Origin of the sequence: Streptomyces sp. NPDC059567, from assembly GCF_042735655.1 — a bacterium.
Classification (GTDB): Bacteria; Actinomycetota; Actinomycetes; order Streptomycetales; family Streptomycetaceae; genus Streptomyces.
The window spans coordinates 62,855-83,659 of sequence record NZ_JBHWBS010000013.1 but is presented as its reverse complement, the minus strand read 5'-3'; the positions used below and the strand labels follow the sequence as shown (position 1 = coordinate 83,659).

At 71.8% G+C, this 20,805-nt stretch carries 14 protein-coding genes and 1 pseudogene; 7 read left to right on the top strand and 8 right to left on the bottom strand.

Annotated features, from left to right (window positions below):
• Positions 1 to 287 precede the first annotated feature (287 nt).
• Complete coding sequence (locus ACFVZW_RS09530; protein ID WP_384519122.1) at positions 288 to 3,071, top strand: hypothetical protein; 2,784 nt, start codon at positions 288 to 290, stop codon at positions 3,069 to 3,071.
• An 83-nt stretch (positions 3,072 to 3,154) separates the two neighbouring features.
• Here ACFVZW_RS09530 and ACFVZW_RS09525 read toward each other — a convergent pair whose 3' ends face one another.
• Positions 3,155 to 3,511 carry a zinc ribbon domain-containing protein YjdM gene (locus ACFVZW_RS09525; RefSeq protein ID WP_384519120.1) on the bottom strand — a complete coding sequence of 119 codons (357 nt, stop codon included), beginning with the start codon at positions 3,509 to 3,511 and terminating at the stop codon, positions 3,155 to 3,157.
• A gap of 116 nt (positions 3,512 to 3,627) precedes the next feature.
• On the opposite strand from ACFVZW_RS09525, the gene ACFVZW_RS09520 reads away from it, so the two are divergent.
• On the top strand, positions 3,628 to 4,431 hold the full coding sequence (locus tag ACFVZW_RS09520; protein WP_384519119.1) for an N-formylglutamate amidohydrolase: 804 nt from the start codon (positions 3,628 to 3,630) through the stop codon (positions 4,429 to 4,431).
• A 4-nt stretch (positions 4,432 to 4,435) separates the two neighbouring features.
• On the opposite strand, the gene ACFVZW_RS09515 is transcribed toward ACFVZW_RS09520, so the two are convergent.
• Both ACFVZW_RS09515 and ACFVZW_RS09510 read right to left on the bottom strand, forming a co-directional pair.
• On the bottom strand, positions 4,436 to 6,274 hold the full coding sequence (locus tag ACFVZW_RS09515; RefSeq protein WP_384519117.1) for a serine/threonine-protein kinase: 1,839 nt from the start codon (positions 6,272 to 6,274) through the stop codon (positions 4,436 to 4,438).
• A gap of 117 nt (positions 6,275 to 6,391) precedes the next feature.
• Positions 6,392 to 7,456 carry an AI-2E family transporter gene (locus ACFVZW_RS09510; protein ID WP_384519116.1) on the bottom strand — a complete coding sequence of 355 codons (1,065 nt, stop codon included), beginning with the start codon at positions 7,454 to 7,456 and terminating at the stop codon, positions 6,392 to 6,394.
• 163 nt (positions 7,457 to 7,619) lie between these two features.
• On the opposite strand from ACFVZW_RS09510, the gene ACFVZW_RS09505 reads away from it, so the two are divergent.
• Together ACFVZW_RS09505 and ACFVZW_RS09500 are read left to right on the top strand one after the other, a co-directional pair.
• The gene (locus ACFVZW_RS09505) at positions 7,620 to 8,474 is read left to right on the top strand and encodes a DMT family transporter (protein ID WP_384519115.1); all 855 of its coding nucleotides are present in this window, start codon (positions 7,620 to 7,622) and stop codon (positions 8,472 to 8,474) included.
• On the top strand, positions 8,471 to 9,658 hold the full coding sequence (locus ACFVZW_RS09500; RefSeq protein WP_384519113.1) for an MFS transporter: 1,188 nt from the start codon (positions 8,471 to 8,473) through the stop codon (positions 9,656 to 9,658). Before ACFVZW_RS09505 ends, ACFVZW_RS09500 begins: the two co-directional genes overlap by 4 nt.
• Before the next feature lie 8 nt (positions 9,659 to 9,666).
• On the opposite strand, the gene ACFVZW_RS09495 is transcribed toward ACFVZW_RS09500, so the two are convergent.
• The gene (locus tag ACFVZW_RS09495) at positions 9,667 to 10,065 is read right to left on the bottom strand and encodes a molybdopterin-binding protein (RefSeq protein ID WP_383553406.1); all 399 of its coding nucleotides are present in this window, start codon (positions 10,063 to 10,065) and stop codon (positions 9,667 to 9,669) included.
• A 116-nt stretch (positions 10,066 to 10,181) separates the two neighbouring features.
• Between ACFVZW_RS09495 and ACFVZW_RS09490 the strand changes: the two genes are divergently transcribed.
• Together ACFVZW_RS09490 and ACFVZW_RS09485 are read left to right on the top strand one after the other, a co-directional pair.
• A complete protein-coding gene (locus ACFVZW_RS09490; protein WP_384519110.1) occupies positions 10,182 to 11,642 on the top strand; it encodes a basic amino acid/polyamine antiporter in 1,461 nt (486 codons plus the stop codon).
• Between the two features lie 58 nt (positions 11,643 to 11,700).
• On the top strand, positions 11,701 to 12,966 hold the full coding sequence (locus ACFVZW_RS09485; protein WP_384519107.1) for an arginine deiminase: 1,266 nt from the start codon (positions 11,701 to 11,703) through the stop codon (positions 12,964 to 12,966).
• 49 nt (positions 12,967 to 13,015) lie between these two features.
• On the opposite strand, the gene ACFVZW_RS09480 is transcribed toward ACFVZW_RS09485, so the two are convergent.
• Positions 13,016 to 13,504, bottom strand: coding sequence for a DUF1269 domain-containing protein (locus tag ACFVZW_RS09480; protein ID WP_384519104.1), 489 nt, complete (start codon positions 13,502 to 13,504; stop codon positions 13,016 to 13,018).
• Positions 13,505 to 13,542: 38 nt separating this feature from the next.
• Here ACFVZW_RS09480 and ACFVZW_RS09475 point away from each other — a divergent pair.
• Positions 13,543 to 14,424: pseudogene (locus ACFVZW_RS09475) on the top strand (WD40 repeat domain-containing protein); the annotation flags it as partial.
• 179 nt (positions 14,425 to 14,603) lie between these two features.
• On the opposite strand, the gene ACFVZW_RS09470 reads toward ACFVZW_RS09475, so the two are convergent.
• The 3 genes from ACFVZW_RS09470 to ACFVZW_RS09460 form a co-directional block, all read right to left on the bottom strand.
• A complete protein-coding gene (locus ACFVZW_RS09470) occupies positions 14,604 to 17,468 on the bottom strand; it encodes an NHLP bacteriocin export ABC transporter permease/ATPase subunit (RefSeq protein ID WP_384519172.1) in 2,865 nt (954 codons plus the stop codon).
• Positions 17,469 to 17,574: 106 nt separating this feature from the next.
• Complete coding sequence (locus ACFVZW_RS09465) at positions 17,575 to 19,692, bottom strand: NHLP family bacteriocin export ABC transporter peptidase/permease/ATPase subunit (RefSeq protein ID WP_384519170.1); 2,118 nt, start codon at positions 19,690 to 19,692, stop codon at positions 17,575 to 17,577.
• A 155-nt stretch (positions 19,693 to 19,847) separates the two neighbouring features.
• Entirely contained in the window at positions 19,848 to 20,654 is an 807-nt protein-coding gene (locus ACFVZW_RS09460) for an HlyD family efflux transporter periplasmic adaptor subunit (protein ID WP_384519101.1), read from the bottom strand.
• Between the last annotated feature and the right edge of the window lie 151 nt (positions 20,655 to 20,805).

Here is a 20,805-nt window from a genome sequence, read left to right as displayed (position 1 = left end):
GCCGGCCGGCTTCGTCCCTTCCCGTTCCCGTGTGACGAGACCGAAGGCCGCCGAGCGCCACCACGCTTGTTAGACATGGCGTCTAGCAAGCTGTTAGACGGAACGTATAACAAGAGTCCTGTGCGGGCCTACCCCCGTGCGCCGGATTCCACGCGATCTCCATGTCCTCCGCTCTCGGCCCGCCTCATGAGGCAACCCACGGCGGTGAGTTGCCGTCCTCCGGTGACGAGAGGGGCGTCCGGGTCTCCCGAGGCGCCCCGACGAGACCGAGGGTGAGGAAGTCCGCTTTGATACGTGTCACACGTGCGGTGACCGCGGCCGTCGCGTTACTCGCGCTGGCCACGGCAGCGCCCGCGTACGCCCAACCGGGGCCCGGTTCCACGCCGAGGGCCGCAGAGCGAGGGGAGGACGGAGACCTCCCCGAGGGCTGGCGGTTGACCGGCACCGGCCCCGGCCGGGAACTGGTCTGGACGCCCTCCGTCCCCGTGCCGATGGGTGACGCCCGCGTCGAGTTCCACACCGGGGACCGACTGCTCGGCCGTCCCACGCCGACGCCGGACGGGCGCGGCCACCGGCTCAAGGCCGACGGCCTGCGGATCGGTTCCCCGGCCGAGCTGAAGGTGCTGGCCGGCGGCCGCCGTCTGGACGCGGGCGCACCGCCCTCGGCCTCCCCGGGCGCGCGACTGCGCTCCCCGTCGGCGAGCCCGGAAGCCCCGCTCCCGGCGAACGGGGTCGATCCCGGAGTCCCCGGCGGCTTCCGCACCGTCAGCGGTGAATACGCCCTGAAATCCATCCGGTTGCCCGGATTCGCCGAACCCGTCGAGATGCAGGCGACGGTCGTGGGACCGGCCGGCGCCCCGGGGAAGCGGCCGCTCGCGCTCTTCCTGCACGGACGGCACTCCACCTGCTACGGCGGCGGCGAACTGAACGGCTCCTGGCCCTGCCCGCCCGGGACACGGCCCGTCCCCAGCCACAAGGGCTATCTGCGCGCCCAGCAGCTGCTCGCCTCCCAGGGCTATGTGACGGTCTCCATCTCCGCCAACGGCATCAACGCGCAGGACCACAGCGTGGACGACGCCGGCGCACAGGCCCGCTCGTCGCTGGTGCGGCAGCACCTGGCCCGCTGGGCGGACTGGGCGGCGAACCGGGCCTCCGCGCCGGCCGCCGTACGCGCCTCCGCGCCCGCCGACCTCTCCCGCGTGCTGCTCGTCGGCCACTCCCGAGGCGGCGAGGGCGTCAACCGCGCGGCACTCGACAGCCTCCACCGGCCGCCCGCCGACCAGGACGGCCACCGGGGCCCGGTGCGCTGGACCATCCGCGGCAACGTGCTGATCGGCCCCACCCTGTTCGGGCAGAACCCCGCCCCCGACGTCCCCTCGATGACGATCCTGCCCGGCTGCGACGGCGACGTCTCCGACCTCCAGGGCCAGATGTACGTCGACGGCACGCGCGGCGTGAGCCGCGGCTCCGCGCTGCAGAGCGCGGTGTACATGGTCGGCGCCAACCACAACTTCTTCAACAGCGAGTGGACCCCTGGCCAGGCGGAAGCGCCGGCCGACGACGACTTCTACGCCGGCGACACCCCGGACCCGGTGTGCTCACCGGGCACGAGCACCCGCCTGACCGCCCCGCAGCAGCAGACCGCGGGAGCCACCTACATCGCCGCCGCGGCCCGGCTGTTCGTCGCCGGCGACGACCGCGTCCGCCCGCTGCTCGACGGCTCCGGCCGGCGCGCGCCCTCGGCGGGCCCCGCGCGCGTCCTCAGCCACGCCGTCGGCGCGCACCGCACCCCCGGATTCCTGCCCGGACCCTCGACCGCCGTGACGGGCGGCCGGGTGTGCGCGCAGATCGACCCGGACCCGAACCGCGCCTGCCTGTCGCCCGACGCGGGCGGCCGGTCGCCGCACTTCGCGTACTGGGAGGCGACGCCCGAGCCGGGCCGCGACGCCGTCGCGTTCCAGTGGCCGGCCGCCGGGGCGGGTTCCGCGGTGACGGTCCGTTCCGCCCGACCTGTGTCCCTGCAGGGATCCGAGGCGCTGGCCCTGCGTGTCATCGTGCCGCCCAACACCGCCGGCACGCGCCTCGACGTCACGCTCGTCGACGCCTCCGGCCGCCGGGCGCACCTCGGCCGGGCGCAGGTCGACGGACTCCCCGGCAGTGACCGGACCACATCCCACTGGGCCCGTGAGCTCCGCGTCCCGCTGACGGCCGCGGTACGGGCGGGCCTGGACCTGAAGCGGGTCACGACCCTCGAACTGACCCCGCGGGGCGGCTCCGGAAGCGCGTGGCTGATGGACGCCTGGGGCTGGCGCCCCGGTACTCCGCAGGCCCGCCCCGCCACCATGCCCCGCGTCGACATCGGCCGGCTGACCGTCGACGAGGGCGACTCCGGCGTCCGTACCTACCGGGTCCCGGTCCGCGTCTCGGGCCAGGGCAGCGGTCAGGTCCGTGTGTTCGTCCCCGAGCCCGGCACGGACGAGATCACCTCCCGGATCGTGACGGTACGCCCCGGAAGCCAGGCCATCGACGTGCCGGTCGAGGTGAAGGGCAACACCCGCTACGGCTACGACTTCTCGCGGGACGTGTCCGTGAAGGCGGTACGGGGCGCGGCCGTCGGCTCCCATCGCGGCGGCGTGACCGCCCGGAACGACGACGCGATGCCGGCCCTGACGCTGACCCCGGTCGCGGACGACGTCGCCGAGGGCAAGCCGCTGACCTGGCGGCTGAGCCTCTCCGAGGCCGCCGACGTGGAGGTGGGCGGCTCGCTCGCCCTCCTGCCGGTCTCCGGTGGCGCCGAGCTGTCCACCGCGGATGTCGAACGGAGCTGGCTGGAGGAGAACTTCGGTGAGCTGCCGGAGCGGCCGGTGCCGCTCTCAGGGCTGTGGGAGGAGCCGTACGTCTCCGTGTACGTCCCCGCCGGGCAGACGAGCACCGTTGTGAAGGTGCCGACCGTCACGGACGCGGTGAGCGAGCCGACGGAGTCTCTGCGGACCCGTCTGACCTGGTACGACTCGGAGGGGGAACCGCACGAGGGCCCGGAGTTCACGGGCTCGGTACGGGACGTCCCCTGACGCGGAGCCGACCCTACGGACCGGACGGCGCCCCCGAGGCTCCTTGGCCTCGGGCGCCGTCCGGTCCGAAGGACGATGAGGCGTCAGGCCTTCTTGACCACACTCGACTTGAGCTGCATCGGGCCGAACCCGTCGACCTTGCAGTCGATGTCATGCCCGTCCACGCCGTCCACCAGACGGATGTTGCGCACCTTGGTGCCCGCCTTGATGCCGCTCGGGCTGCCCTTGACCTTCAGCGTCCTGACCACGGTGACGGTGTCGCCGTCGGCGAGCACATTGCCGACCGCGTCCTTGATCACCTTCTCGCCGCCGGCGGCGCCCGAGGCGGAGTCGGCGGAGGCGGACCACTCGTGGCCGCACTCCGGGCAGACCAGAAGCGCGCCCATCTCATAGGTGTACGCACTGGAACATCGGGGGCACGGCGGAAGATTCTCGGTCACACGGCCATTCTATTTCAGCCAGGACGCCCCTCCCCGCATGCCGTTGATCATGCTGGTGTCGAAAGACACGAGCCACACGTCACCAGCCATCGACGCCGTACAGCGAAGGACCGCCCATGACCGACGCACCGCCCTCCTTCCAGCTCCTCCCCGGAGCGCCGGACTCCCCGGTACTCCTCCATGTGCCGCACTCCTCGCGCGAACTGCCCCCGGACGTGCGCGACGGCATCGTGCTCGACGACGAGGAGCTCGCGCGCGAACTGGACCACATCACCGACTCCCACACCGAGCGGATCGCCGACCTGGCCGCCGGAGCCGCCGCCACGACCCCCTGGCGGTTCGTGAACCGGCTCTCGCGGCTGGTCGTCGACCCCGAGCGCTTCCCCGACGAGCGGGAGGAGATGATCGCCGTCGGGATGGGCGCGGTGTACACACGGACCACGCACCGCGCAGAGCTGCGGCCGGCCGGCCTCGACGCGCGCCCGCTCCTGGACCGGTACTTCGAGCCCTACGCGCGGGCCATGACCGCCGCCGTCGCCGATCGGCTGACCACGGTGGGCCGCGCCGTGATCATCGACGTGCACTCGTACCCGACCGAGCCCCTGCCGTACGAACTGCACGGTGCGGGTCCCCGCCCGCCCATCTGCCTCGGTACGGACCGCCACCACACACCGCCCGCGCTCCTCGCGGCGGCGCGGGCGGCGTTCCGGGGCTTCGGCGGGGTCGGGACGGACAGCCCCTTCGCGGGAACGTACGTGCCGCTGGAGCACTACGGCCGGGACACGCGCGTGAGCGCGCTGATGGTCGAGATCCGCCGCGACGTCTACATGAAGGAGCCGGGCGGCCCCGCCGGGCCGGGCCTCGACGCACTCGCCACGGCCCTGGCGGAGCTGGTCGACGCGGCGGGGAACACCGACTGAGACCTCAGCCCGAGGTCTGGGCGGCGTTGCGCCACACCGTCAGGTCCAGGGTCATGTACTTGCTGGGGGAGTCCTCGGCCGAGAAGCCCCGGACCGTGACGAGGCCCATGTGTCCCGTGCCCGTCGTGACGCAGACCTGCCGCCCGGGCGACAGCATCTTCACATCGACGTTCTCGGTGAAGCGGGTGTCCGCGCGGCAGACGGCGAGCGACCCCTCCTGGCCGGGGTCGAGCAGGACGAGGCTTCCGCCCGAGCTCTCGGCGTCCAGATAGCCACCGGTGTCGTAGGAGAGTTCGTACCCGCCGTCCTCGCCGTCCTGCGGCCGGACGGTCTCGTCCCCGAGCGTCAGGTGGTACCCGGCGGTGAGGTTGATGCCCTTGAAGTCGGAGGGCTTCGGCTCCGGCTTGGTGCTGGGCTCGGAGCTCGGCTTGGCGCCGGCGTCCGTGGTCGCGCCGCCCTGCCCGCCCTGCGAGGAGCTGCCGCCCTGCGTCGAACCGCTGCTCTTCGTCGCCTGGCCCTTCTCCTTGAGCAGCACGTACGCCGTGCCACCCGCGGCGATGCCGAAGACCAGCGCGGCGGCGAGGGCGACGACCGGACCCCGCTTGCGCGCCGCCGGCGGACGCGGCCCGGGCGGCAGGGGCGCGCCGGGGAACGGCGTGGCGTGCGGGCCGGTGTGCGTCGGCGCGTAGGCGTACCCGGGAGCCGGGGTCGGTGCCGGGACCGGCCCGGGAACGCCGGGGGCCGGGGTGGCATGCCCCGTCCGGGCGTAGCCCGTCGGCGGCGGGGTGGCGTGCGCGGTGGGGCTGTAGCCGGGGGCCGGAGCGGCATGCGCCGTGGGGGTGTAGCCCGTGGGCGGCGGCGTGGCCGGTGCCGTGGGGGTGTAGCCCGGAGGCGGCGGAGTCCGGTCGGCGGCAGGGGCGGGAGCAGCCGTACGTACGGTGATGTCGGCGGCCACCGTGCCCGGCAGCCAGTCCTCGGGGCGGCGCAGCACCGTCTCGGCGTTCGCGGCCTGGCACAGGCTGATGATCTCGGCGATCGACGGCCTCGCTGCGGGGTCCTTGGCGAGCGCGCGGCCGACCAGCTCCCTCAACCGCTCGGGCACCGCGCTGAGATCCGGCTCCTGATGGACGATCCGGTACAGGACGCCGTGCGAGGTCCCCTCGCCGAACGCCGGTACCCCCGTCGCGGCGTACGCCGCGACCTGGCCGAGCGCGAAGATGTCGGTGGCCGGGGTGATCCGGCCGCCCTCCGCCTGCTCGGGAGCCATGAACGTCGGCGTGCCGATGGTGACGCCGCTGCCGGTGAGCGAGGTCGCGTCGGCGGCGTAGGCGATGCCGAAGTCGATGACGCGGGGGCCGTCGGCGGCGAGCAGGACGTTCGACGGCTTGAGGTCCCGGTGCACGATGCCCGCGCCATGGATGACGTGCAGGGCCTCGGCCATGCCGGCGACGAGCAGCAGGACCGTCTCCACGGGCAGTGCCCCGTGGGCGACGACGGCGTCGGCGAGCGAGGGCCCGGGCACGTACGCGGTCGCGAGCCAGGGCCGTTGGCCGTCGGTGTCGGCGTCGATGACGGGCGCGGTGAACAGCCCCTGCACCCGCTGCGCCGACTTCACCTCCTGCGCGAACCGGCGCCGGAACTCGGGATCGTCACCGAACTCCGACCGGATCACCTTGATGGCGACCGCTCGCCCGCCGGGCGTGTACGACAGGTACACCTTGCCCATGCCGCCGGCGCCGAGCCTGGCGGCCAGGCGGTAGCCCGCGACGGTGGTCGGGTCGTCCCCGGCCAGCGGCTGGAAAATCCGTGACGCGTCGCCATGGCCGGGCTGCTGACCGCTCATCAACTCGTATCTCCCACACAGAACCCCGTTGTCGTCCGGCACCCTATCCAAACCGGTGCCGTCCATGCGCCCTCCGGACCGCAGGAGCCGTGGGCCCGGGCCCTGCCGTGCGAAGGCTCAGTCGTTCTCCGGTTCGTGCGCCTCGCGGAGCGCCGTGCGGACCGACCAGATCACCGACACCAGCGGCACGGCCACCACCGCACCCACGATGCCCGCCGCGATCGTCCCCGCGATCACCGAGATCGCGACCACCAGGGGGTGCAGTCGCACCGCCCAGCTCATGACGAGCGGGTGCAGCAGATGCCCCTCGATCTGGCCGATGACCACGATCAGGCCGACCACGATCGCCGCCACCACCGGGCCCTGCGAGGCGAGTGCGACGATCGCGGCGACCGCGAGCGCGACCGGCGACCCGATCAGCGGGACGAAGGCGGCCATGAACTCCAGCAGGGCGAGCGGGACGGCCAGCGGGACCCCGAGGAGCCAGAGCGCGAGACCGACGAGGGTCGCGTTCACCGCCGCCACCAGCACGATCCCGTGGGTGTAGCCGGTGAAGGTGCGCCAGGCCGCGCTGCCGCCGATCGCGACGCGGCCCCGTACCGACCGCGGCAACTGCTTCTGGAGCCAGGTCCACTGACGGTCTCCCGAGTGGATGAAGAACACCGAGCAGAACAGCGCCAGGGCGAGTGTGGTGAGCACGGCCACCAGGTGATGTGCTCCGCTCAGCGCCCTGCTGATCAGTGTCGAGCGGTGGCTCGACAGATACTGCTCGATCTTTGCCTGCACGTTCGAGAGGGCATCGGGGTTCAGCCGGAACGGCGGCTGCTCCAGCCAGGACTCGATCCGTTCGACGCCGTCCCGGAACTCGCGCACCAGCGTCGTCCGCTCGCCCTCCACGGCCTCGCCGACCAATGCGAGCACGCCGAGGACGAGCGCGATGCTGCCGAGGAGGGTCAGGGCGACCGCCAGCGGGCGGGGCAGCCCGCGGGCGGCCAGATCGGCGACCGGGCGCAGCAGAGCGGTGATCACCAGACCGAGGAACACCGCCACGCCGATCTCGTGGAAGCGTCCGAGCAGCGCGAACAGGCTGTACACCGCGGCTCCGACGACGAGCAGACGCCATGCGTAGGCGGCGGCGGTGCGGAGGAACGGAACCACCGTCGGTGGTGTGCCTTGCTGCATGGCCAACGACGTACCACCGGGAACGCGGCGGGCCACGCCCGCGCCCCGACATTCGCCCGAGTTCGGGGGCCGGGGCGTCCGGACGGGCGAATACGGGGAGAACGCCCGGCCCCGGCCGGTGTCGTCACGGCGGCCGTCGGCCCCTGCCGGTGAGTATCGGGGGATGGGCATCGTCCTGCCGGTCGTGTTCGCGACGTTCGCCGCGTTCAGCAACGCGCTCGCCACGGTGCTTCAACGCCGGGCCGCGCTCACCGTCCCCCAGTCCGATTCCTTCCGGCCCGGACTGATCCTCGATCTGTTGCGGCGGCCGCTGTGGCTGGCCGGCATCTTCGCGGTGATCGCGGCCGGGGTCGGGCAGGCGGCGGCGCTGGCGACCGGCCCGCTGTCGCTCGTACAGCCGCTGTTCGTGCTCGAACTGCCGCTCGCACTGCTGATCGCCACGCTGATGACACGGGAGCGGCTGCCCAAGGCGCTCTGGCCGGCCGTGGCAGGGGTGGTGGTGGGGCTCGGCATCGCGCTCGTGGCGGCCTCGCCCAGCGGGAACCGTACGCATGTGGAGTTGGAGCGCTGGATTCCGGCGCTCGCGGTGAGCTGCGCCGCGGTGCTGGTGCTCGCGGCGGCCGGTCTGCGCAAGCCACCCGGCCGCGCCCGCGCCGGATGCCTGGGCGCCGCCACGGCGATCTGTTACGCGCTCACCGCGGCCCTGATGAAGGCGGCCATGCACATCCTCGACGACGGTGGCCTGGGCGCGTTCCTGACGACCTGGCAGACCTACGCCTTCTGCCTGACCGGGATCGCCGCCCTTCTGCTGCTCGAACACGCCATGCAGGGCGGGCCGCTCGTCGCCTCGCAACCGGCCCTGACCCTGGGGGACGCCACGGTGAGTCTCATGCTGGGAGTGCTGCTGTACGAGGAACACGTACGGGGCGGGTGGTGGCTCCTGCCGGAGCTGCTCGGAGTCGGCCTGATCGTCTTCGGTGTGTTCGCGCTGGCACGGGGCGGGGTGAGCACCTCATGACGACGACCACCTCGCGCCGCGGGAGCCGCCCGGGCTACAAGTCGGCGGCGGCGGTCTTCGCCATCGGCATGGCCGGTACGACGCTGCCCACACCGCTGTACGGGCTGTACCGCGAGGAAATCGGCTTCTCCGAGCTGATGGTGACGGTGATCTTCGCCAGTTACGCGGTGGGGGTGATCGCCACGCTGCTGCTGGTCGGCAACTACTCGGACGAGGCGGGGCGCCGCCCCGTCCTGTTCTGCGCCTTGGGCCTGGCGGCGGCGAGCGCGGGGTGCTTCCTCCTGGAGGGCGGTCTGCCGTTCCTCTTCGCCGGGCGGCTGCTGTCGGGCTTCTCCGCGGGGCTGCTGAGCGGGGCGGGCACGGTCACCGTGCTGGAGCTGGCGAGACCGGAGCGGAAGTCACGCGCGGGCTTCGCGGCGACCGCCGCGAACATGGGCGGCCTCGGCTGCGGCCCTCTGCTGTCCGGCCTGCTGGCCGAGTACGCGCCGATGCCGCTCACGCTGCCGTTCCTGGTCCACCTCGGGCTGGTCTGCGTGGCCTGCGTCATCGTCCTGTTCCTGCCGGAGACGGTCGCCCACGCCCGTCTGCGGACCCGGCCCCGGCCGCCGGGCCTGTACGTTCCGCCCCAGGTACGCGGTGTCTTCACCCCCTCGGCGCTCGCGGCCTTCGCCGGGTTCTCGCTCCTCGGCCTGTTCACCGCGGTGGCGCCGAGCTTCGTCGCCCAGACCCTCGACATCACCAACCTGGCGGTCTCCGGCGTCGTGGTCTTCTCGGTCTTCCTCGCCTCGACGGTGGGTCAGTCGCTGACCGGGAAGCTGCCGGTGAGCGCCGCGCTGCCGTTGGGCTGCCTGGTCCTGGTGCTCGGCCTCCTGCTCGTCGGCGCCTCCCTCTGGGCGGAGGCGCTGCCCCTCCTGGTGGCCGGCGCGGCCTGCGGCGGGCTCGGCCAGGGCCTTTCCTTCCGAGCCGGCCTCACCGCCGTCGGCGACGCGGCCCCGCCCGCTCACCGGGCGGCGACGATCTCCTCGTTCTTCGTCGTCGCCTACACGGGCATCTCCCTGCCGGTGGTGGGCGTGGGGGCGTTGACGATGTGGGTGGGCCTGGACGCCGCCGGGCTGATCTTCACCGCCTGCGTCACGGTGCTCGCCGCGACGACCGGCGTCTACCTGGCGCGGCGGAAGGTGTGATGGCGCGGTCAGCGCAGGTCGACATGGACGTTCGTCGACTTCACCCGTGCGGTGACGGTGACCCCGACGTCGAGATCGAGCTCCTCGACGGACTCCCGCGTCACGAGCGACACCAGCCGATGCGGACCGGACTGGACCTCCACGAGCGCGGCCACGTCATCGACCCGGACCGAGGTCACGATCCCCACGAACGAGTTGCGCACGGACGTGGAGACCTCCTCGTCCGCCACCGCGTACACCCCGGAGCCCCGCTCCTTGGCGAAGGCGGCCAGACTCACCCCGTCGATCACCCGGTTGCCCGCGCCGTCCCGGTCCACACGCAGCCGCCCACCGTCGGCCCACCGGCGAACGGTCTCCGAACTGACTCCGAGCAGCTGCGCTGCCTGCCCAATGCTGTACGACGGCACAGGGGAACTCTAGGCCACCGTGCCGCTTCGAGAGGGAGCGGGAGGCCGTGCGCCGTCGTCCCCCGATCGCACCAACCGGAGTGCTCGAACCAACCCGTCCATGAAGGATGTGGGCAATGAGAAGTGCGGACACGAGCACGGATTCCCCAGGCGGCGGATCCCCACCCGTCGCCAAGCTGACCCTCCTCACGCTGACCGCGATGGTCGTCGGGTCCATGGTCGGCGCCGGCGTGTTCTCGCTGCCGAGACGGTTCGCGCAGGAGACAGGGGTCGCGGGGGCGCTCATCGCCTGGGCGATCGCCGGTGTGGGCATGCTGATGCTCGCCTTCGTCTTCCAGACGCTCGCGGTGCGCCGACCGGACCTGGACGCGGGTGTGTACGCGTACGCGAAGGCGGGCTTCGGCGAGTACCTGGGCTTCTTCTCGGCCTTCGGCTACTGGGCGAGCGCGTGCGTGGGGAACGTGACGTACTGGGTGCTCATCATGTCGACGATCGGCGCGATCGCCCCCGCGCTGGGCGACGGTGACACCGCCCTCGCGATCGTCCTCTCCTCCGTCGGCCTGTGGGCCTTCTTCCTCCTCATCCGGCGAGGCGTGAAGGAGGCGACCGCGATCAACAGGATCGTGACCGTCGCCAAGCTCGTGCCCATCATCGTCTTCATCATCCTGGCGCTCGTCTGTTTCGAACCGTCCGTGTTCGCCGACAACTTCGGCGGCGCCGACTACGCCGGCTCCCTGTTCAACCAGGTCCGCGGGACGATGCTCGCCACCGTCTTCGTCTTCCTCGGGGTCGAGGGCGCCAGCGTCTACTCCCGGCATGCCAAGCGCAGGGAGGACGTCGGGCGGGCCACCGTCCTCGGCTTCCTCAGCGTCTTCGCGATCTTCGCCTCGGTCACCATCGTGTCGTACGGAATCCTCCCGATGAGCGAGATCGCCGAGCTGCGCCAGCCGTCGATGGCCGGGGTCCTGGAGGCCGCTGTCGGCACCTGGGGCAAGGTCTTCGTCAGCGTCGGCCTCATCATCTCCGTGCTCGGCGCCTATCTCGCCTGGACCCTGATGGCCGCCGAGGTGCTCTTCGTCGCCGCCAAGGACAAGGACATGCCCCGCTTCCTGGGGCGCTCCATCGGCGACGACGTACCCGCACCCGCGCTGCTGATGACCACCTCCCTGAGCCAGATCGTGCTCGTCGTCACCGCCTTCTCCGACGACGCGTTCAACTTCGCCCTCGACCTGACCAGCGCGCTCAGCCTCATCCCGTTCCTGCTGGCCGCCGCGTTCGCCGTGAAGATCGCGCTGCTGCCGCAGCGGGAGAAGGTCGTGGGGCGGAGCACGAGGCGGGAGCTGGTCGTGGCCGTTCTGGCCACGGTCTACACGGCCTTCCTCCTCTTCGCGGCCGGGCTCAAGTTCGTCCTCGTCTCCTTCATCCTGTACGCGCCGTCCACGTTCCTGTTCGTCAAGGCCCGTCGCGAACAGAACCGGCGCCCGTTCTCCCCGGCCGAGGCCGCCCTCTGTGCCGTTTCCATCGTCGGTGCCGGCGTCGGCATCGCCACTCTCGCCGCCGGCTGGATCGAGCTCTGACCGGTCGCCCCACCCATGTACCCGCACCCGCAGCTTCCTCCGGAAAGGCGCACGCATCATGACGGGCAACGACACCACCCCCTCCCCGCGCAGCCTCGGTGTCCACTCCGAGGTGGGAAGGCTCCGCAAGGTCCTGGTCTGCTCGCCCGGCCTCGCCCACCGCCGACTGACCCCGACCAACGCCGACGACCTGCTCTTCGACGACGTGATGTGGGTGGAGAACGCCCAGCGCGACCACGCCGACTTCGTCAACAAGCTGACCCAGCGCGGCGTCGAGGTCGTCGAACTGCACGATCTGCTCACCGAGACGATGGCGATCCCCGAGGCGAAGGCCTGGCTGCTCGACCGGAAGATCATCGCGAACGAGGTCGGCCTCGGCCTCCTCGACGACACCCGCGCCTTCCTCGACTCCCTCGCCCCGCGCAGGCTGGCCGAGTACCTCGTCGGGGGCCTGTCGACCACCGATCTGCCCGACGAGTTCCGCTCGGGGTACGTCGCCCTCGCCCGGGAGGCGACCGGGGTGCGCGAGTACCTGATGCCGCCGCTGCCCAACACCCTCTACACCCGCGACACCACCTGCTGGCTGTACGGAGGGGTCACCCTCAACCCGCTGTACTGGCCCGCGCGCCACGGCGAGACCCTCCTGATGAAGGCCGTCTACACCTTCCACCCCGACTTCAAGGACGCCACCGTCTGGTGGGGCGACCCGGAACAGGACTGGGGCCAGGCCACCTTCGAGGGCGGCGACATCATGCCCGTCGGCAACGGCGTCGTCCTCATGGGCATGAGCGAACGCACCTCACGCCAGGCCATCACCCAGGTCGCCGCCTCCCTCTTCGCCGACGGCGCCGCCACCCACGTCGTCGTCGCCGGGATGCCGAAGCTGCGCTCCGCGATGCACCTCGACACCGTCTTCACCTTCGCCGACCGCGACATCGTCACCCTCCACCCGAAGATCATGGACGCGGTCCACACCTTCTCCCTGCGGCCCGGCGACAAGGCCCCCGGCGTCGAGGTCACCGACGAGGGCACCGCGCCCTTCGTCGACGTCGTCGCCAAGGCACTCGGCCTGCCCGGGCTCCGGGTGATCGAGACAGGCGGCGACGTGTACGCCTCCGAACGCCAGCAGTGGGACAGCGGCAACAACGCCGTCGCCCTCGAACCCGGCGTCGTGTTCACGTACGACCGCAACACCCAGACCAACACGCTGCTGCGCAAGGCGGGCGTCGAGGTCATCACGATCGTCGGTGCGGAACTCGGCCGGGGACGCGGTGGCGGGCACTGCATGACCTGTCCTCTGATCCGCGACGCCGTCGACTTCTGACACGCCGGGGGCCCGCCTCCACGACGGGGCGGGCCCGGCGGGCCGGCCGCTACTGGGGGCCGGCGAGCTGCTCGGCCAGTTCCTTCTCGTCCGCGTCGCTCAGCGAGGTCTTCAGGACCGTGCCGCCGTGCGGCTGCATGGCCACCGTGAACTTGTCGTCCGTGAGCTTCGACGCCATGATCACCACGGCCGCCGAACCCGGCTTCAGCAGGTTCTTCACCTGCTGCCGGAACCGGTCGTCGAGACCGGACTTGCTCAGCTTGCCGATCAGCCCGCCGACCGCCGCGCCGGTCAGCAGTCCGACCCCGGGCAGCATGAAGAGCAGGCCGAAGATCGCGCCCCACACCGCCCCGGACGTGGCGGACGCGCCCACGATGCGGCTCGTCGTGTCCACGTGCGTATCGCCGTCCGCGTCCACGGAGACCACCGCGAGGCCGTTCAGATGGACCACGTAATCGCGCTGGAGGTCCTGGACCGTCGCGAAGGCGTTCTGCGCGACCTCAGGGTCGTCGTATCCGATGACGATGAGCTCAGACACTCGTACCTCCAGGGGGACAGACCAACGGAACGAACGATATGTCCGAATCAGGGGAGTGGCACGTCGTACGCCCCGGTAACGCGGTCGACGCCCACGCCGACGGGCGGTTCGCCGTCTCGGCCGACGCCGACGGCGCCGTACGCCTCTGGGACCTGACCGACGGCAGCTGTCCGCGAAGCATCCCCCTGCCCAATCCCGGGCCGGCGCGCACGGTCGGACTCCTCCGACTGAGCGGCGACGGACAGCGGGTGACCGCGGTCGTGGACGACGAGGTGTGGGTGTGGCACGTCGGTACCGGAGAGACGCTGCGGCGGCGTCGGCTCGACGGCTGGCGTGACAAGCGGTGGGGCGAGGTCAGTGACGACGGCCGATGGGCGCTGTCGAGCCGCGACCAGGGCGTACCGGCCCGGCTGTGGAACCTGGAGACGGGCCGCAGCCCGCTCGTCCTGCCCGACGGCTACGGCCACCGCATGACGGCCGTGTGCCTCGACGCCGACGCGCGGACCGCGGTCACGGCCACCGGGGACCGGGTGCTCCGCGTCTGGGATCTGGCCACCGGACGCTGTGTCCGCAAGTTCACCACGAACACCGGCGGATTCACGGCCCTCTCGCTGAGCGCCGACGGCCGACTTCTGCTCTCCGGCGGGGCCGACGGCTCGGTCCGGCTGTGGGACCTGGACAGCGGAGCGTGTGTACGCGTCCTGAGCGGCCACCACGGACCGGTGGCGGCCGTGTGCCTGAGCGCGGACGGCACCCGGATCCTGTCCAGCGGCTCGCACGGCGACCCCACCGTCCGGCTGTGGGACGCGGCCACCGGCGACTGCCTGCGCGTCCTCGACGAGCAACCGGCACAGGCGACGGTGGTCCGGCTCACCGCCGACGGACGTTTCGCGGTGTCCGGCGGACGGGACAGCGCCGTACGGGTCTGGGACACCGGCACCGGTCGCTGCCTGTCCGTCCTCACCGGACACTCGGGTCGGATCAACGATGTGGCGCTGACCCCGACGGGCGATTCGCGCTGTCCGGCGACTCGGAGGGGACCGTGCGGCTGTGGGAGCTCGACTGGGAACTCGCGGTCGGCTCCTAGGAACGGGCCCGGTCAGCGCAGTTGGCGGCGGACCAGTTCGTGGAACAGGCCGCCCGTCTCGGCGAGCAGTTCGGCGGGCGTGCCCTGTTGGACGATCCGGCCGTCCGCCATGGCGATCACGCGGTCCGCGTCCATGATCGTGGACAGCCGGTGGGCGATCACGACGCGGGTCGCGTTCAGGGCGCGGGTGGACTCGATCACCACGCGCTGGGCCTCGTTGTCCAGCGCGCTGGTGGCCTCGTCGAAGAAGAGGACGCGGGGCCTGCGGATGAGGGCCTGGGCGATCATCAGCCGCTGACGCTGACCGCCCGAGATGGTGCCCCCGCCGTCGGACAGCATGGTGTGCATCCCCATCGGCATGGCCTTGATGTCCTCGGCCAGACCCGCCATCGCGGCCGCCGCCCACGCGTCCTCGAGCGGGAACGGCTCCGTGCCGCAGATGCAGTCGAGGATCGAGCCCGAGAAGGGCTGGGCGTTCTGCAGGACGACGCCGCACTGGCGGCGCACGGCCGCCTGGTCGAGCGCCGCCAGATCCTGACCGTCGTAGCGCACACTGCCGGACATCGGCTTGTCGAAGCCGATGAGCAGCCGTAGGAGCGTCGACTTGCCGCAGCCGCTGGCCCCGACGATGGCGACGAACTCGCCCGGCCGGATGCGGAAACTGACGTCGTCGAGGACGAGCGGGCCGTCGTCGGAGTACCGGTAGGAGAGGTTCTGCGCCTCCATGGCGCCGCTCAGCTCGCCCGGCGGGGTACTGGAGCCGCGTACCTCCGGCGTCTCCCGGAAGACCGGCTTCACCTGCTCGAACATCGGCTGCACGGCGGCCGCCGACAGGAGCGCGCCGGTCAGCTGCGTGACCGAGGACAGCATCATCGTCACGGCGGTGCTGAAGGTGAGGAACTCGCTCGCGGACATGGAGCCCCGGGCCGGTCCGGCCAGCAGCATGAACATCACGAGGGTGCACAGCGGCAGACAGACCGCGTTGAGGACGGCGACCACGTTCTTGAGGCGGCCGACCTTCTGCTGCAGCTCACGCGTGCGGGCGAACTCGTCGGCCCACGCGGCGTAGGCGAAGCTCTCGGCCGCGGCGACGCGCAGCTTGGGCAGGCCGCGCAGGGTCTGGAACGCCTGGTTGTTGAGCTTGTTGCCGATCTTGATCAGCTGCCGCTGGTACCGCAGCTGCCACAGCCCCAGGCTCAGGAACACGGCCGCGATGGCGAGCAGCATGGCGAGCGCGGCCAGCGCGAGCGGCACGCTGTAGACGAGCAGCAGCGCCAGGTTCATCGTGCCGACGGTGCCCGCCTGGACGACGACGGGGCCGATGCCGGACAGCACGCGGCGGATGGCGCTGATGCCCATGGCCGCACTGGCCAGTTCGCCGGTGGAACGGCCCGCGAAGAACCTCGTCGGCAGCCGCAGCAGCCGGTCCCACACCGCGGGCTGCAAGGTGGCCTCGATCCGGCCCTCCATGCGCAGGATGGAGACGTTCTGCATCAGCATGAACGCGGCGGACACGACGCTCGTCGCGAGGATCGCCAGCGCGGTCTGCACGATGAGGCCGTTCTCGGCGTTGGGCACGTACTCGCCCAGCACCTTGCCGGTGGCGATGGGAACCAGCGCCCCCAGGCCGACCGCGACCAGCCCGCCCAACAGCAGACTCCGCAGCTCCGTGCGGGTGCCCCGCACACTGAAGCGCAGGAGCGACGGCAGGCCCAGCGGCCGGTCGGGCAAGGGGCGGTAGAGCATGACGGCGCGCGGTTCGAAGTACTCCTCGTTGTCCTTGCCGATGCGCTCCCGCTCGCCGGTGGCGGGGTCGACGGCCTCGTACCGGCCGCGCCGCCAGAGCAGGGCGACCGGGGTCGCGTCCTCCTCGCGGTAGCCGACCAGGGGCCCGCCGTACTCCTGCCACCACTTGCCGCCGAGCTTGATGGCACGGGTGCGGATCCGCGAGGCGAGCGCGATGCGCTCGACCGGGTCGAGACGGGCGGAGGCGGCGCCCGCGTCGGTCGGTTCGGACAGGGTGATCCGTGCCTCGTCGGCGACCAGCCGGCACACGGCGTAGGTCGCGTCGTCGCCGGCGCGACCGCGCGACCCCTTCCCGGAGCGGCCGATGGAGTCGAGGAGCGCCTGGTCGGCCTGCGTACGGGCCGCCTCGCCGGCCTCGATCCCGGCCGCCGTACGGTCCTCGTGGGCGCGCTCGAGCTGCTCGATCCAGGTGTCCAGGGCGTACAGCAGCCGGTACTGCTGGTCGACCATGCCGTGCCACATCGCCTGGTCGACGAGCAGAGTGCCGGCGGTGTCCTCTCCGTACCCTCCGTATCCCTCGTACGCCGCGCCGTACTGCACGCTGCCGGGGACGATCTGCATCCAGAGGATGTCGTCGTCCGCCCCGGCCTGTCCGGTCGTGGTCGCGGGGCCGCCCAGCGGTGCCTGGTACAGCACGCGCAGACCGCGGCCGATGCCGAGCGCGAAGGCGTGCTCCAGAGGGCTCAACTGGGGTTCGACCGCGCCGTACGGGATCTGCTCGCCGGTCCACTGATTCGCCGCCCACTGGCCGGCGGGGAACGACAGCTCCCGCAGCTCGACTCGGCGCAGGAGGCAGCCTTGCAGCGGGCGGCCGATGAGGGTGTGTTCGGGGCCCTCGACCGGACCGAGCAGCAGGGTGCCCGCCTCCAGCCGGCCCAGGAAGTGCCAGGGGCCGAGCTGGGCGCTGTCGACGGCGAACAGGTCCATGGCGCCGTCGACGACGAGCCACAGCACGTGCGGGCCTTCGAGGGAGACGCTGCGCATCCCGGTGCAGTCGACGGCCGAACCCAGTCCGCCGAGCGCCGCGACGACGGGGTCGTGGACACCCCCGGTGTGCTGCCCGCCGACGATCGCCGGGTCGTGGCCCGCGACCGTCGCGTCGTGGCCGTGGACCGCGGGGTGGTGGTCCTGGACCACGTGGGGGTCGTGGACCGTGGGCTGGTGAGGGAACGTCACCTCAGGGCTCCTTGACCAGTTCTGCGTACGGGCCCTGCGCCGCGACCAGATACTCGTGCCGTCCGCGCTCCACGACCGTGCCCCGGTCGAGCACGACGATCTCGTCGCTGTCGCGCACCGTGCTGAGCCGGTGCGCGATGACCACGCAGGCGCAGCCGCGGCGCCGCAGGTTGTCGATGATGAGCTGCTCCGTCGCCGCGTCGAGGGCGCTGGTCACCTCGTCGAGGACCATGACGCTGGGCCGGCGCACCAACGCCCTGGCGATCTCCAGACGCTGGCGCTGGCCGCCGGAGAAGTTGCGGCCGTCCTGCTCCACGCGGCTGTGGATGCCACCGGGACGCCGGGCGACCACGTCGTACACGGCGGCGTCCTCCAGGGCGGCGACCACGGCCTCGTCCGGGACGGAGGGGTCCCACAGCGCGACGTTGTCGCGGACGGTGCCCTCGAAGAGGAAGACGTCCTGGTCGACGAAGGAGACCGAGGCGGCCAGCGCGCTGCGCGGGATGTCCTCCAGCCGCATCCCGTCGATGCGGATGGCGCCCTCCCACGGGGCGTAGAGGCCGGAGATCAGCCGGGAGACGGTGGACTTGCCACTGCCGGAGCCGCCGACCAGCGCGACCTGCTGACCGGGGCCGACCGAGAGCGAGAAGCCCTTGAGCAGCGGGGCGTCCAGCGGGCTGTAGCCGAAGGTGATGTCGTCCAGCTCCACATGGCCCTTGAGCCGGCGGGTGCGGGCGGCCGGCTCGCGCCGTGTGTAGAGCGGATCGACGGGGAAGTTCTCCACGTCCTTGAGGCGGGCGACGTCGGCGGCGAAGTCCTGGATCCGACCGGCCACGCCGTTGAGACGGGTGATCGGCGCGGTGAAGCTGGTCACCAGGGCCTGGAAGGCGACGAGCAGACCCACGGAGAGATGGCCTTCCACCGCCCGCAGACCGCCGATCATCAGGATCAGCGCGCTGTTGAGCGCGGCCAGGGTGGGGGCGACGACCGCCAGCCACGCGCTGGGCATCCCGAGCCGCTGCTGGACGTCGAGCGTGATCGCGTGCTGCCCGGCCCAGCGGCGGAAGAAGCCGTTCTCGCCGCCGGTGGCCTTCATCGTCTCGATGAGCTGAAGTCCGCTGTACGAGGTGTTGGTCAGCCGGGCGCTCTCGGCGCGCAGCTTCTGGGTGTTGGTGGCCCGCAGGTGGATCACGACCCGCATGGCCACCACGTTGAGCAGGGCGATCAGCACACCGACGACCGTGAGCTGCGGGTCGTACGTCCACAGCAGCACCGCGTAGAGCATCACGACGACGGCGTCCACGCCCGCCGCGGCCAGGTCGCGGGCGAGGGTCTCGGCCACCGCGTCGTTGGACTGCAGGCGCTGCACCAGGTCGGCCGGGTTGCGCTGGGAGTAGAAGCTGATGGGCAGCCTGAGCAGGTGCCGTAGGAAGCGGGCGCTGCCCAGGGTCGAGGAGATGATCCGGCCGCGCAGCAGATTGGCCTGCTGCACCGCGGTGAGCGTCGCGGTGAGGACGAGGGTGGTCGCCATCGCCACGAAGAGGACGCCCAGCAGGGAGGTCTGGCTCCCGATGAGGAACATGTCGATGTACGTACGGCTCAGCGCGGGCACCCACGCGCCGACGGCCACCAGCAGCAGGCTGGAGATCACGGCGGCGGCCATCGTGCCCGCCGTACCGCGCAGGCGGGCGGGCATGGCGCTCATGACGCCCGGCTTGCGACCGCCGCGGCGGAAGCCGGCACCGGGTTCGAAGGTGAGGACGATGCCGGTGAAACTGGTGTCGAACTCGTCCATGGGGACGAACCGGCGACCCTTGCCGGGGTCGTTGACGTACACGCCCCTGCGGCCGAAGCGCCGGCCCATGCCGTCGTAGACGACGTAGTGGTTGAACTCCCAGAACAGGATGGCCGGAGCGCTGACCTCGGCCAGCGCGGCCAGGTCCATCTGCATCCCCTTGGCCTGGAGCCCGTAACCACGCGCCGCCTTCAGGAGGTTGCTCGCCCGGGAGCCGTCACGGGAGACGCCGCAGGCGATGCGCAGCTCCTCCAGGGGCACGAAGCGGGCGAAGTGGCCGAGCACCATGGCGAGGGCGGCGGCGCCGCACTCCACGGCCTCCATCTGGAGCACGGTGGGGGTGCGGACGGTCCGGGGCTTCCTGCCCTTGGGGGTGGGTCGGCGACGGCGCTCGGCGGGCGGAAGCCGACGGGCCGAGGAGCGCGAACGTGAGCGGGCCCGGGTCCCCTCGGACTCCTGGGCCGTCTCCCTGCGGGCGCTCACGGCAGCAGCCAGTCGACGGGGCGCTGCGCGGAGAGATGCACGGCGCCGGTGACCGGCGTACCGGAGTCGATGGTGGTCGGGGGACCGTCCGCGGAGGACCAGGCGTAGCCGGACTTGGTCGCGGTGGAACGCTCCAGCGTCACGAGCACCGCGATCGGATTGCCCTGCCGGGAGAACTGGGCGGCGAGCCCGCTGTCGCCGAGGAAGTTGCCGATCTGCGCCTGCGTCTGGGGTGCGCGGCCCACCGCCTTCACACGGCCGCGCAGCACTCCGAACCGGCTCCGGGGGACGGACTGGACGTTCAGGTCGACCGCGGCGCCCACCTGGATCGTCGACGCGCTGTCGCCGGGTACGTAGACCATCGCCACCAGCGGATCGTCGGGACGCGTCACCCGCTCCACCGTCGCCACGTCGGCGCCGGTCGTGACGACCGAACCCATCCTGGCGAAGAGTGTGGTCACCCGACCGTCGGCGACCGCGCGCACGGGCCGGTCGCCCTGTTCCGTACGGACGGTGAGGAGCGCCGTCCCGGCGGACACGGAGGTGCCCTCCTCGACGAGGACGTCGGTCACCTGTCCGGCGACCGGGCTCTGCAGCAGGTAACTGCCCTCGGCCCGGGTGAGGATGCCGGGCGCGCTCAGCTTGGACGACACCGTGCCGGTGAGAGCCCAGAAACCCGCGATCGCCATGACGACGACCGTGACGACCAGCACCAGGCGGCCCTGCGGGCGCGCGAAGCGTACGGGGACGTCGAGTTCTTCGGGCGATTGCAGCTTGGAAAGTGCCTTTTGGCGGAACTGCACGGACTATTCCTTCAACTGCATTTGTTTCGGTTCGGCACGGGGGAGGCCATGAACCCCGGAACCGGGAAGGTTCCGGGGGTGAATGGCACAAATACGCGCAGAAACCGGCGCTAACCGTGACGGCGGAGGCGTTAACCCGAAACGCCGTGAA